Below are 13420 nucleotides of genomic sequence, written 5' to 3' on the forward strand. Positions count from 1 at the left end.
ATGAGCAGCCGCTTCTCGATCCCGTTCCCGGTGAGGTCGTAGTTGATCCGGGCCTTGAGCAGTTCCAGCGCGTCCGGCACGAACGGCGGAAGCGACACCCCGTCCCCCGCGTTCGGGTACTGCGCCCAGTTCTGCGCCGCCCGCGTGCGGGCGTGGGGCGACGGGTCGGGCACGATCAGCATGACGAGGGCGCTGTTGTTGGCCCCGCCCTGCTGCCGCACGTCGGCGTACTCGTAGCCGAACTGCTGGGCCACGAAGGCGAGCCGGGCGAGCTTCTTCACGGACGCCATGGCACTCGTGACCTGGACGGGCTCTCCGCTCGCCATCAGCCGCAGCATGCTCTGTACCTGCCGCTTGCTCACCCGTACCCCCGCTTCCCGCGCCACCTGAGTCAGCTGTTCACTTCCGCAACGCGGCGCAGTTTTCCACACGGGCGCGCGCACGGTCACGGCAGGTCGCCGTGCTCCCGCTCCATGTGGTCGTACGGTGAGAGTCACCGTCCCCGGGGGCCATGCCCGCCCACCTCGAACCACAGCAACTTCCCACCACCCCGCCCGAGTAGCCCGTCACCCAGGGGCCATCCGCCCCACGCGTTCGCGTACTCCCGCACGAGCAGCAGCCCACGCCCGTGCTCGACGTCGCCCGGAACGGAGGAGACCAGGCGTTCACCGGCAGGATCACCGAACGGCGCCGGGATACGCGGGTCACTGTCCCACACCCCCACCCTCAGCCGGCCGTCGGCCAGCCCCGTCAGCCGGAGCGAGGCGGGTCCCTCGGTGTGCAGGTAGGCGTTGGAGACGAGCTCGGACACCAACAGCTCGGCGGTGTCGAGCACTTCCTCCCTCCCGTGCGAGCGGAGCACGGCCCGCACGGTCACCCGTGCGACGTGTGCGGCGCGGGGGTCATGCGGCAGGCGAAGGGCGTACACCCAGGGTCGGCACGGGGCTACGGTGACCACGGAACACCTCCGGGAGGAAGGGGACTTGGACACGCTCGACGCCGACGCCGGGCGGTGGCAGTGCCGCGGAGCGGTGCGCTTCCGGCTTACGGGCGGGGGCGGTTGAGCGGCGTGAGACCCACCCTAGGGGTGTCCGATGTAATACTTAACAACAAGCGGGACAAAGACTTCACAGTTCCCTCCTGTGGGTGACCACGAGGACCGGACGTGACGAGAGAGAGCCGAGTGCCGCCAACCACCGACCCCACCCTGCGCCAGCGGCGCCTGGGCACCGAGCTACGCAGACTCCGCGAGCGCGCGGGGCTGACGTCCAGCGCCGCCGCGACCCTGCTCGGCGTGAAGCAGGCGCAGATCAGCGGCATCGAGTCCGGCCGCTACGCGGTCAGCGCCGACCGGGTACGCACCTTCGCCCGCGCCTACCACTGCGCCGACCAGGCGCTCATCGACGCCTTGGCGAACATGACCGGCGGGCGGACACGAGGCTGGTGGGACGAGTACCGGGAACATCTCCCGGTCGGCCTGATCGACCTGGCCGAGCTGGAGCACTACGCGACCGCCCTGCGCGTGGCCCTGGTCATCCACATCCCCGCCCTGCTCCAGACCACCGACCACGCCCGTGCGCTCTTCCGAGGCGGCATCCCGCCCTTCGCGCAGTACGAGGTGGAGCACCGGCTGACGCACCGCATCAAGCGGCAGGGCATCCTGCACCGGGAGACTCCCACCCCGTACACGGCGACGATTCACGAGGCGGCGCTGAGGATGGGATACGGCGGCAGGCAAGTGGCCGTCGCCCAGCTCCAGCACATCCTCGACATGAGTGAACTGCCGCACGTCACCGTCCGGATCGTTCCCTTCGGCAGGGAGAGCTTCCACGGCACCGGCCAGGGAATCGACTACGTCGTGGGGACAGTGCCCCGGCTGGACACCGTTCAGCTCGACACCCACCACGGGTGCGAATTCCTCGACGGGGAGGCTCAACTCGGCAAGTACCGGGCTGTGATCGACCACATGGAGGCGAGCGCACTGGACGCCGACGACTCACGGGACCTCATCCTGCGCATCATCCGCGACCTCTGAAAGGCACCCGCATGTCCACCCTCACCTGGCGCAAGTCAAGCCACAGCGCCGACGCCTCGAACTGCGTCGAGATAGCCACGGCCCCCACCACCGTCCACATCCGTGACTCGAAACGCACCACCGGCCCCCACCTCACCGTCCGCCCAGCGACGTGGACGAGGTTCGTCGCGACGCTGGGCACACGGGCGGGGTGATCGTCAGGGAGCGATCGGCAGCTGCCGCTTGTGCTCGGTGAGCCGGTAGCGGCGGACGATCGCCTCGAAAGCGGCCTCGGAGACCGGCTTGCCCTCCAGGAAGTCGTCGATCTCGTCGTACGTCACCCCGAGCGCGTCCTCGTCGGGCTTGCCCGGGTCCAGGGTCTCCAGATCGGCGGTCGGCGTCTTCCACACCAGCGAGTCCGGCGCCCCCAGCTCGGCGGCGACGGCCCGCACCCGCCGCTTGGTGAGCCCGGTGAGCGGCACGACGTCGGCGGCCCCGTCTCCGAACTTCGTGAAGAACCCGGAGACGGCCTCGGCGGCGTGATCGGTCCCGACGACGAGCCCGTTCTCCGCGCCCGCGACCGCGTACTGCGCAATCATCCGCTGCCGCGCCTTGATGTTCCCGTGCACAAAGTCCTGGTGGTGCGCGTCCCGGAACACGGTCCCGCCGGCGACCACGGCCTCCAGCGCGGCATCGCTGGCGGGCTTCACATCGACGGTGAGCACCTTGTCGGCCCGGATGAACTCCAGCGCCCGCTGCGCGTCGGCCTCGTCGGCCTGCACGCCGTACGGCAGCCGCATCGCGAAGAACGTCGCCTCGCCACCGCCCTCGCGCACCCGCTCCACCGCGAGCTGGCACAGCCGCCCGGCGGTGGACGAGTCCACACCGCCACTGATCCCGAGCACGAGCGCCCGCAGCCCACCGGAGGTCAGCCGCTCGGCGAGAAACGCCACCCGCCGCTCGATCTCCTCCCGCGCGTCGAAGGACTCGCCGACCTGGAGGTCGCGGGCGATCTGCTGCTGGAGGGCTATGGGCTGCACGTCGGTCACGGTCTCTCCTCGGGTGATGCCTGGGCGACGGGAAAACTCTAAGCGCCGCGTGCCTCACGCTGGACGCCGTGTTCCCCGAGCGGTGTCCTCTGCAGATCACTGGTTCGGTAGCCTGTGCCGCTCGACACCCTGGGGGGGACATGAGAACGAATGCGGCCGTGGTCGCGCTGTGTCTGCTGACGGGTGGCGTCGCGGTGGGTTGCGCGGACACCGATGACACCGCCGGCACCACCGACACCCGCTCCGCCGGGCAACTGCTGAACGACGCCAACCGCACCATGAAGGCGCTCACGTCGGTGACCATCGAGACGGACACGGTCAGCGGCGTCGGAAACAGCCGTTCCAGCACTCCGCGGACCGACCTCAGGAGCCGGTGCACGTACCAGGGGACCGAGACGACGGGCTCGAAACTGGAACAGAGACGGATCGGCGAGACGGACTTCATCCGCGGCAATGACATCTACTTCGAGATGTGGGGGCGGGAGACGGTCCCCGCGATGCGGGAGAAGCCCTGGCTGAAGAGTCCTGTCAGCTGATCTCGGTGGGTTCGCCTTTCGTCGCCTTGGCGGACAAGGAGAACGGCCATGCACAGTCGGCCAGCGCGTCCGCCCCCACCGCCGACTCGAACAGGGCGTCGAACTCGTCGTGATCAAGGAACTCCTCGGTCACGCCCACATCGGCGTCACCGCCACTGTCTACGCCCACGTCCGACTCCGCCTCCAACGAGACGCCATCAACACCCTCACCACCGCACTCGGCAGCTCGAAGATCACCGGGACGGCCAACGGCGACAACGACGAACCGCCACCTTGCGCCACCCCCGTCCGCTGACGTTGCCGTCAACTACTGCCGTCACCCCACGCAGAAGCCCCGCCAGGGCGCACCTGACGGGGCTTCTGCATTGCTGTCGCATATGCCGGACTCGGCATCAACTCGGGCGCGATCAGCTGCCTATCCCCCAGAGGGAATCTGTCGCAGCAATTCACCAGACAGGAATTGCATGAATCCCTCGAAATCTCGGGCAATCACCTGCACCCCAGACTCTTCCACCTCGTAGACATCACCGATGAGGGATCCACCTTCCAGCCGAACAATCTCTCCGGTTTGACGATCGGCAGCAAACAATGCACCGCCACCGTCAGAGCCAAACACGGCGACAGTCCGATTGGGCACGCTACTCACCTGTGTTGGCTGAGCGCCACGCAACCCCTCAACCACATACTCGGCTTCATCGACAAAGAACCCTGGACCGACGTCAGGCAAGGAGATTTGCGCAACGTGCGAATAGAACTCGATCAAATCCCTCGCACCCGCGTCGCTCAAGACCGCAGCGAGCGCGTCGCGACCGCTACTATCAGCGACTCTTGACACATAGTGCTCACCTGGCGGATACCCATACATGGTCTCGAACCCTGCGACGAACCGTGAGGCCAGGCGCGACATTTCGTCGATCCAGCTATCAACGTTCGGCCCAGAAATAGGCACCATATCCCCTATCGATCTGCCCCGCGAAGTCTTCTATTTGAGCTCGCGAGGGGTTCGGATTCATGTCATGGAACCATTTCCATTGGTTGGTTATCTCTTGATGGACGTTGGCTCCACGGGACTTCATCCTGCTGCCGGGCACTCCACGCATGTTGGATGGCGCATCAAAATCAAAGTCACTGAACTCTGGATGGTTTCGATACTCCTGCGGGATGGCGTGGTGGGCATCCCAATCATCTGGCAGCCGCTTCATGCCACTGCGGTGCAAGTACGCCTGGAACCTACCTCGGTAGTTGCCGATGTCGATGGTAGGAGCTTCAGGCGCCTTACCCGTAGGACATCCGTCGCTGTTGTGAACGAGTACCGGAGTCTCGCCCGCCAGCACATAGTACGTGTGCAGGTCATCAACCGTCAGGTTATACGTGCGGGCGTGCCTGGTGTACGGGCGGTTGCCCGTGATGATGACGGTGTCGCCCTCGTCTGTGAGCAGGGTCATGCCCGGCTTCAGGTCTCGGGCCTCGACCCAGAGCAAGGCGGAGGGAGACCAGAAGGGGTGCTCGTGTGTGGCCGTCAGCTTCTCGGCGCCGTCCTCTGTGGCGATAGACAGCTCGTTGAAGTGTTTGTCTTCCTCAGTGACGATCAGACGGGTGACTTCCCGGGGGCCCGACTCGCCGCTTTCGGGGTCGGCCGCAAGAACCTTGTCTCCGAGCTCGACATCCTCAATGTCCTTGGTCGTACCGTCGGCCATCAGAACATCCGTGCCGGCGAGGAAGCACTTGCAGCTCTTGGGCTTCTTAGAGAGCCAGTCCTCGACTGCCTCCGTACCCTTCTTGATCACCGAGTCCGGAACCAGTTTCAAGACCTTCAGCCAGGGCAAGTCCGTCGACGCGACGACGCAGCTCTTCCCCTCGAAGCTGGAAAGGCAGTTTCTCCAGTCGGACGGGTCTGGCAGGAAAAAGGAGACGGCGGCGTTGAACACCGTGTTCTGGGCAGTGAAGTCGTAGGGCTTGTAGACGGTCTTCTTGCCGAGACCCCGGTGCTCGCTGCCCCTCTTGACGGTGCTGTGGACGTCGCCTTCCCCATCACGAACGTAGCGCGTGGTTTCGTGGTGGTAAGACCAGGTGCCGTCATCGTCCTGAGTCATCCAGTCCCGGAAAGTCTCGTCTCCATCGTCGCAGCCTCGATCACAGGGAGTGATCGGCCTCAGGCCATCCGGGTCGCTGGTGCTGATCGGGCTGTTCTTCGCGTAGCTGTACCCGTTCATCTGGAGCGGGTCGGTGATGTCGATCAGCGGGTCCGCCGACAGGAACCGCCCGGTGTTCTGGTCGTACTCGCGGGCGCCGATGTGGGTCAGACCCGTCGCCTCGTCGTCGATGCCCGTGCCCAGGTAACTGCGCTTGTTGGGCCAGTTCGTCGGCTTCGTGCCGCGGATCTCGCCGTACGGCTTGAAGGCGCGGCGGGTGACGGCCTGGCCGGAGGCGATGTCCACCGAGGCGTTGGCCGTGCCGAGGTGGTCGGCGAGGAGGACGCTGAGCTTGTGGCCGGTGGCGGCGGCGTTGGTGGTGGTGCGGACCACCGTGGGGGCGCCGGCCTGACCGTAGGCGCGGGAGGCGCGGGTGATGGTTCCCGTGCTGTTCGTCGTCAGTTCCGTCTCGCCCAGGTACAGGGTCGAGCCCGCCGGCGAGTGCTCCAGGATGCGGTTGCCTGCCGCGTCGTAGACGTATGTCGTCTTGGTGCCGTCGTCGGTGATCGACGCCAGTTTCTGCTCAGCCGTCCAGTTCAGGGTCTGGGTCGTGTCGTGAAGGTCTCTGACCTCTGTGTTGCCTGTGGCGTCGTACGAGTAGGTGCCGCCCTTGCCCTCCGGGGTGGACGACACCCACGTCATCGTGTGCGGCTGGATCGTGTAGGGCTCGATCGTGCCGTTGCCGGTGATCTGCTTGCCGTATCCGTAGGTGTAGGTGACGTTCTTCGTCGCGTCCGCCGGGTCGTGCTCGGTCATCGTGGCGCGGTTGCCGATCCAGTCGAAGGTGTACGACTGGCGGTAGGCGGTGGGTCCGGTGGAGACCGTGGCGGGGTCGGGTGCCGCCGCGGCGAGGGTCGACTTCAGCGTGGAGTCGGGGGCGTCCACGTCCGTGGCGGCGTCGGGCGCGTCGGTGACCGGGCCGGATGACGCCGCGTAGTCGGAGCGGTGGCCCCAGATGGTGCCGTCGGCCGCCTTGCAACCGGTACCGGCGAAACTGGGTGTGATCTTCGACGTCCAGGCGTGCACCAGCTCGCCCATGACGTCGTAGGTGAAGCACTGGGTGTCCCACGTGGTCACGCTCGCGTCGTAGAGCTTGCGCATGCTGGACGTGATCGTGCCGGAGACGTCGTAGGAGTAGTAACCGTCCGTGATGCGGTGCGAGTTCACCGAGTTGGTCGAGTCGCCCGTCTCACGGTCGGCGATCGTGCGCTGGAGACGGCCGGTGTGCGGGTCGACGAAGTTCGTCGTCCAGACCCGGTAGGGCTGTGCCGCGGAGACGGACCGCAGGGCTTCGCCGAACGGCGAGTACGTGACGTCCGAGGTGTACCAGGTGAGCCCCGAGGTGGACTCCGGGAGGCCGTCGCCGTTGTAGCGGGTGACGACCTTCTCCTTCGCCAGGCCGCCCTTCGCCGGCAGGACCACCGACTGCGGCTTGCCCGTGGGGGTGTACGTGTAGCTGTAGGCGTACGTTCCGGACAGACCCGTGGTCATCGAGTTCGCCGGGATAGCGATCTCGCTGGTCAGGACGTTGTACTCGGCGTCGTACTGGGTGACGCTGCTGCTGTAGTCACCGTCCGCCGTGCGCCGCGTGGACGCTGACGGCATGCCGACTCCGCCGCGCGCCTGGTCATAGGTGAACTGCTTCACCCAGTCGCCGGTCGCGGAGCCTTCTCGTACGTAGCGGGCCCGGCCGAGCGTGTCGTACTCGGTGAAGGTCTCCTGCCCACGCGCGTCTCTGACCCGGTAGGGGCGATCTGCCACGTCGTACCAGGTCTGCGTCGTACCGGTGTCGGGGTCGGTGCTCGACGTCACCCGCCCGCGAGCGTCGTGGACGTACGACCAGACGTTGTCAGCGGGGTCGGTGACCTTGCTGCGGTTGCCACGGGCGTCGTACTCGTAGCTGGTCGTGCGCCCTTCGGGCCCGCTGTCCTTGCTGTAGTGCGTGACCGAGGTGACACGGCCGAGGGCGTCGTGCTCGGTCCAGACGCGAGGGGCGGTGGATCCCGCGGGGTCCACGTACGTGCCGGTGTCGTGGTAGCTGGTGTGCGTGCCGTACTGGTACTCGCCGCTGTGGTAGACCGAGGCCCGGTACTGCCGTCCCAGTCCGTCGTAGCGGTACCTGACCAGGCTGGGGATCAGTGACTCGGACCTGGGGCTGAAGAGATCTGTGCTCGGATCACCCTGCGCGAGGTATCCACTGGTCTTCTCGCTCACGAGGCCGTGGTCGTCGTACTTGGTGTCCACGACGATCCGGCCGGGGCCGTGGGCCTCGGCCTGGGTCTGCACCTCGCGCTGGAGGCCGTCGTAGAGCGTCACCTGGCGGGCGTAGGTGCCGTCGTCCTTGAGCGTCTGGACGGTCACCGAGGCGGGGCGGTTGATCTTCGGGGTCGCCACGGCCGCCTGGTAGGAGATCTGCACGGTCGGCGACTGACCCACGGAGGAGCGCGACGGCGTCCAGCCCTTCACCAGGCGGCCGAGGGCGTCGTACTCGTTGCGAGTGATGCGGCCGTTGGGGTCGGTGACGGTCAGCGGCAGACCACGTCCGGGGTCGAAGGTCGTCGTGGTGACGTGCCCCAGTGCGTTGATCGACCTCACCTGGGTGACCGGGCCGCCCTCGTCGCCGGGGGTGTACTGGGTCTCCGTGGTGCCCGAGCCGGGGGTCGTGACCTTGCGGACTCGCCCCAGAGGGTCGTACGTCGTCGTGCTCACGTGCGACTGCGCGGTACCGGTGCCGTTGTTCTCGGCCACGGACGTGAGCAGTCCCTTGGCCGGCGTCGAGCCGTGGGCCAGGCCGTCGTAGGTGTAGTGCACCTTGGACTTGAGCGTGGTGGCCGGGTCGGCGGCGGGCTGAGCGGCGCAGCTCGTACCCGTGGTGTGCTGCTCCGTGGCGAGGCCGATCAGCCAGGCCGAGACGTTGTGGACGTAGCTGGTGGTGGTGCAGGTGCGGTCGGAGAGCGCCTCACCTGTGCCGTTGGGTCGGACAACGGCCGTCTCCACGCTCGTGGGCAGCCCGTAGGTGTCGTCGACCGTGGTGTTCGTGCGCACGGCGCGCCAACTGGAGTCGATGTCCTGGATCTCGTCCGTCCGCTTGATCCAGACCCGGTGGGCGAGCAGCGGATCGCCGGCCGTGCCGTCCTCGTTCTCACGGGGGCGGGACGCGGTCTGCTTGGACGAGGGGAACGTCAGGGTGCGACTGTGCCGGTCCCCGACGGAGTCCCGGTACGTGATGGTCTCAGCGGTCATGCCCGCGTACTGCGGCGCGTCGTCCGCGAGCAGGGTGTAGGTGCCGGATGAATCCTCGACCGCACCGCCGATGCCCAGGAAGTAACGCGTCACCTTGCGTGACTGACCGTTGTGGTCGCCCTGTCCGGAGGTGGACTTGCCACCCTTGTACGCAGTGACCTGCCGGTATCCCCTCCAGTCGCTGTACGTGCGCAGCACTGGGCGGGCGAACTCGTCGTCGCTCTTGGCCCAGGCCGGACCCGAGTACTCGTACTGCGTGACGATCGGTTCTCCGCGCGACGTGATCTTGTCGATCTCCCGCACGGAGGCGACGACGTACTTGTTGAACCAGACCTTCGGCGGCGTCTCCACGTCGGGGTCGATCGACCACTTCAACGGGTAGCAGGTGCCGTTGCTCTTGCCCTTGTCCTCGGCCGGCGCCGTCGCACACCCACCGGTGTACTCCACTTCGATGTCTCCACCGCTCTCGGTGGAGACGGTGCCGATGCGAGGGCGGGTGAAGCCAGGAGTCCGATCATCCTTGTCCGCGGGCACGCGGTTGGGCAACTGGCGGTCCCGGAGCCGGTCCTTCAGCGGTGAGTCGGAGCCCACTCGGTACTCCGCGAAGCTGACACCGTCCTTGGACTGGAGGGTGCCCGTGGCGTCACCGGGGGCGTATCCGGTGCGGGTGATGGCGTTCAGCCACAGCCCCGGTGCGGTGTCGTACCAGTCCTTGGGGAATGACTGGTGCAGGGTGTACTTGTCGACCCGGCCAGGAGCAGTTTCACCCGCCCGTGCCGCCTCGGTGGTCACCGTGTCGAGGCGCATCTGCGTCCAGAAGGACGGGAACCCCGGGCACATCTTCGAGGTGGACTTGCAGTTGAGGTTGCCGGGGGTGTCCCACCAGTAGCGGTAGGCGCCCGGGTCGTCGGTCTTGTCGAAGTTCGTCCCGTCGCAGAGGGTGCCCGACTCCAGGCAGCGCTGCTTGACACCGAACCTGACTATTGCGGACGGCTTCGTCAGGGTGTCCGGCCGCATGCCGTACTCGATCGACAGCGGGTAGGCGTAACGGTCGTATTGCTCGGGAGTGTTGTACTTCTTGCGGACGGCGTAGTGGTTCGTCTCCTGCTTCCAGTTGACGATCATCGTGTTGCCGTGAACGTCGACCACTCTGTCCAGGCCCCAGCGCCAGGCCTGCCGCTTGCCGGCACCGCAGCGCGAATCGGCGAAAGCAGTGGCGTGGCAGGGTTCGCCGGGGTGGTTGCCGAAGACGGGGACGGTCGACACCGAGTTGGTGTCGACGTGGCCGCCGCCGACCTGGTTCTGGCCGTACACGTACTTGGTGCCGTCCCGGGTCGTGACCACCCAGTACTCGCCGTTGTTGTCGCCGTTGGTGCCGCCGACCCGGTGCTCGACGCGGGTGCCGTCGTCCTTCTGCAGGCGGTAGTACTCGGCGTCGGACTCGGGGTCACTGCCGGAGGCGGCGATGCGGACCAGTTCGTTGGTCTGGCCGTTCAGAGACAGCACCGCGTTGTACGACACCCAGCACAGGTCGGACGTCTTGTCCTTCGAAGCAGTGTTGTTGGGAGTGCCGGACTTGAGCGGTTTGCGGTCGTCCTCGCAGGTGCGGTAACGGCGCTCGACGAAGCCGACGTCGTAGTTCCAGCCCTCACCGATCCACGAGGTCTGAGGCGAGGAGACGGCCGTGCGGCCGTCCACGGTCTGTGAGTTGTAGGTGAGGGAGACGTTGGGCTTGGGGCCGGCCGGCGGGTCGGGAACGACCAGCGGGTACTCCCAGACGAAGGCGCCGGATGAACCGGCCACCTCCCACTTGCCGCTGGATGGGAGCGGCGATGCCTTGAAGCTCCCGCGATCGCCCCCGCCGGAGTCGATGGCGCCCAAGACCGCGCTGTCACCGGCAGCGGCGGGGGTCACGGAAGTCGACGTGCGATAGGCGGCCTGGACGACACCCGGTTCAGGAGCAGGGGCTGAGTCCGCGGAGGCAGGGGTCACGGTGCCGTCCGCAGCCGGGTCGACCGTCGCGGTGATGGTCTTCGACGCCGTGTCGTTGTTGGTGTCCAATTCCTGGTAGGACTGGCAGGCCTCGTCGTCCGGCCTCGTCAGGTAACACTCCGGAAACTGCACGAACCGCAGCCTCGAAGCCCAGTCGGCGCCGTACAGGTTCTCGAATGTGGAGTAGTCCAGCCGGACGGAGAGCGGTACTGCTCCCGTGTCCGGAGCCTGCACCGTCAGCAAAGTGCCGTCGATCGCTCGACCGGCAGCCTCGGTTCGATCCTCGATCCGCACACGCCAGGTGCCCGTGGGTGCCGGCTGGTCCGGGGCTTGGCCCAGGCTGACGGGCAACGTGCCGACGGGGCTCAGGGCCGTCTGCTGAACCGTTTCCCCCGGAGTGCGTGCCGAGGCAGGGGTCGCGGACGACCCGAAGGTCACCGCACCGTCCAGATCCGAGGGCGGAGAGACCGTGCCGGGAGGCGGTGCAGCCAAATCCTCGGGTACCAGAGCCCTCAACGTCTCAAGGTGTCGAGTGGGCGCACTGGTCTCGGCCCCCGGGACCACCCTCTCCCGCTTGAGCGCTTCGAGTACCAGCGACTCCCGCCCGACCTCCTCCTTCACCGGATCCGGAGGCAACGCCAGAGCCTGCGTCGGCAGCAACCCCACCAACAGCGCCGCGGCGGTCACCGGCACGGCGGTGCGCCCCAGGCGCTGCTTGCGGGCATGCGTGAGTCGACCGAACACGACGGTGTCCCCCCGGACTCGAAGCGAGATCACCGAAGGACCACGCGTGACGACTTAACAGAGCATGCAGATTCTGTGAGCACTGCGTGACGGAACACCAGAGACGATGTGGCGATGTGAGGATCATCACGGAACGTAACAGATCGTCACGCAATGAAAGCAGCCGAAAGCGGAGAACGCTTTCCATAGCTCCCGACAGGCTCACTGACACCCATTTAGCGCGCTTGCCCCATGCCTGCCCATAAAGCCGTGCACCTCTACGCACATACATGGACGTACCGAGTTGCGCCGATCAGGACCACGCCCCAGTCAGGCGCGCTCGCATCGGATCACGTCGGTGATGTGCGCGTCGGAGGAATCCCTTCCAAGGCCCCTGATGTCACTCCCCCGACTTCGGCACAGGGTGACGACAGGTCCCCCATAAGTCATCATCGGCTGGCCCAGCCGTATGCCTGGCATCGGCCGGCTCTGAGGGGGATCGAGGGGGAAGGGGACTCGCCCGATGACGCGCAACTTGCGCAATGCGCCCGGCCGCCGGGCCGGCGCTGCGCTGCTCGCCGGCACGCTCGCCGTCACTGGCGTGGTGTACGCCGGGCTGCGACTCGACGACCGCGCCGCGAGGGGAGACGGCGGTGCTGTCGACCGGACCGCGGGACCCGTGACCGAGAGCGACGCTCTCGCGCAGGCGGCACGAACGGGAAAGAACGTCGAGGTGACCGCGGCACGCACCGTGCGCTCCACCACGTGGGCCCGTCCCGACGGTCGCATGATGAAGCGTCTGTACGCGTCCCCCATCCACGCCAAGGTAGGCAACGAGTGGAAGGACATCGACCGAAGTCTGCGCCGGACCAGGCAGGGTTGGGAGCCCACGGTCACCAACACCCGCATGGTCTTCTCCGCCGGCTCCGGGACGCGCACCGAGCAGCGTGCGTCTCGCTCGGGCGTACAACGCGTATCCCTCGTCAAGCAGGCCGGTGCGGAAACCACCGGGAGCCCCCTGGTGACGCTGCACGTGGGCGACTACCACACGATTCAGCTCACCTGGCCGGGCCCTGTCCCAGCTCCGATCATCGACGGCAACCGCGCGCTGTATCCGGAGATCTTCCCGGGCGCTGACCTCGTCCTCACCGCGGACGACGACGGCTTCGGGCAATTGGTGGTGCTGAAGAACCGGGCAGCGGCCTCCGATCCTCACGTGCGCCAACTGGTCTACGGCCTCCACTCCTCGACGCTCACGTTCCGGCTCGATCCGCTCTCGGGCATGGTCAGTGCCCGGGACGCCTACCACGGCGAAGTGGCGGTGTCACCGACCCCGTTGATGTGGGACAGCAGTGGATCACCTGCCGTCACCGACGGAGCCGTCGGAGCGACGGCGCAGCCGACCACGTCCGAGTCACCGGCACCGAATTCCGGCAGCCCGACCCCCACCGAGGACACCAGCCCGAGTCCGAGCGTCACTGAAGAGGATCCCGTCGAGTCCGACGAGCAGCGTGACACCGACGTCGAGGACCTGCCCTCCGCCAGCGACGATCCCGCACCCGACGTGTCGGGCCCTTCCCTGCCGTCGGCACTGCCCGAGCCCACCCCGGCGCCCACCCACACGGGCTCGGCAGCGACGCTCAGCCTGCCCTCCCTGGACGGTCCGTCCCC

At 67.1% G+C, this 13420-nt stretch carries 8 protein-coding genes and 3 pseudogenes; 5 read left to right on the plus strand and 6 right to left on the minus strand.

Annotated elements, in window-relative coordinates:
- Both CCN42_RS06195 and CCN42_RS06200 read right to left on the minus strand, forming a co-directional pair.
- Positions 1–362, minus strand: a pseudogene (locus tag CCN42_RS06195) (hypothetical protein); the annotation flags it as partial.
- 131 nt (positions 363–493) lie between these two features.
- Complete coding sequence (locus CCN42_RS06200) at positions 494–991, minus strand: ATP-binding protein (protein ID WP_339384488.1); 498 nt, start codon at positions 989–991, stop codon at positions 494–496.
- Positions 992–1183: 192 nt separating this feature from the next.
- Here CCN42_RS06200 and CCN42_RS06205 point away from each other — a divergent pair, with 192 nt between their 5' ends.
- Positions 1184–2035 (plus strand): helix-turn-helix domain-containing protein, encoded by an 852-nt coding sequence (locus CCN42_RS06205; protein WP_086733572.1) that lies wholly within the window; start codon positions 1184–1186, stop codon positions 2033–2035.
- Between the two features lie 11 nt (positions 2036–2046).
- Positions 2047–2229, plus strand: coding sequence for a DUF397 domain-containing protein (locus CCN42_RS06210; protein ID WP_086733574.1), 183 nt, complete (start codon positions 2047–2049; stop codon positions 2227–2229).
- Between the two features lie 3 nt (positions 2230–2232).
- Here CCN42_RS06210 and nadE read toward each other — a convergent pair whose 3' ends face one another.
- Entirely contained in the window at positions 2233–3054 is an 822-nt protein-coding gene (gene nadE, locus CCN42_RS06215) for an ammonia-dependent NAD(+) synthetase (protein ID WP_386606303.1), read from the minus strand.
- A gap of 149 nt (positions 3055–3203) precedes the next feature.
- On the opposite strand from nadE, the gene CCN42_RS06220 reads away from it, so the two are divergent.
- A complete protein-coding gene (locus CCN42_RS06220; protein WP_143661859.1) occupies positions 3204–3599 on the plus strand; it encodes a hypothetical protein in 396 nt (131 codons plus the stop codon).
- Here the strand turns inward: CCN42_RS06220 and CCN42_RS42490 are convergent.
- Positions 3592–3768 (minus strand): hypothetical protein, encoded by a 177-nt coding sequence (locus tag CCN42_RS42490; RefSeq protein ID WP_158102068.1) that lies wholly within the window; start codon positions 3766–3768, stop codon positions 3592–3594. The two genes, CCN42_RS06220 and CCN42_RS42490, sit on opposite strands and share 8 nt — an antisense overlap.
- Between CCN42_RS42490 and CCN42_RS46365 the strand changes: the two are divergent.
- A pseudogene (locus CCN42_RS46365) lies at positions 3685–3894 on the plus strand (hypothetical protein); the annotation flags it as partial. The gene CCN42_RS42490 and the pseudogene CCN42_RS46365 sit on opposite strands and share 84 nt — an antisense overlap.
- A gap of 120 nt (positions 3895–4014) precedes the next feature.
- On the opposite strand, the gene CCN42_RS42045 reads toward CCN42_RS46365, so the two are convergent.
- Positions 4015–4362 (minus strand): hypothetical protein, encoded by a 348-nt coding sequence (locus CCN42_RS42045; RefSeq protein ID WP_143661860.1) that lies wholly within the window; start codon positions 4360–4362, stop codon positions 4015–4017.
- A gap of 160 nt (positions 4363–4522) precedes the next feature.
- Complete coding sequence (locus CCN42_RS06230) at positions 4523–11719, minus strand: polymorphic toxin-type HINT domain-containing protein (protein WP_086733580.1); 7197 nt, start codon at positions 11717–11719, stop codon at positions 4523–4525.
- A 553-nt stretch (positions 11720–12272) separates the two neighbouring features.
- Here CCN42_RS06230 and CCN42_RS06235 point away from each other — a divergent pair.
- Positions 12273–13420 (plus strand): annotated as a pseudogene (locus CCN42_RS06235) (DNRLRE domain-containing protein); the annotation flags it as partial.

Origin of the sequence: Streptomyces glaucescens, from assembly GCF_002154375.1 — a bacterium.
GTDB classification, from domain to species: domain Bacteria; phylum Actinomycetota; class Actinomycetes; order Streptomycetales; family Streptomycetaceae; genus Streptomyces; species Streptomyces glaucescens.

What these genes read in the sequence shown, in the direction of transcription:
- CCN42_RS06210 (WP_086733574.1), top strand. Translation starts at nt 2,047, where the DNA reads ATGTCCACCCTCACCTGGCGCAAGTCAAGCCACAGCGCCGACGCCTCG.
- CCN42_RS06220 (WP_143661859.1), top strand. Translation starts at nt 3,204, where the DNA reads ATGAGAACGAATGCGGCCGTGGTCGCGCTGTGTCTGCTGACGGGTGGC.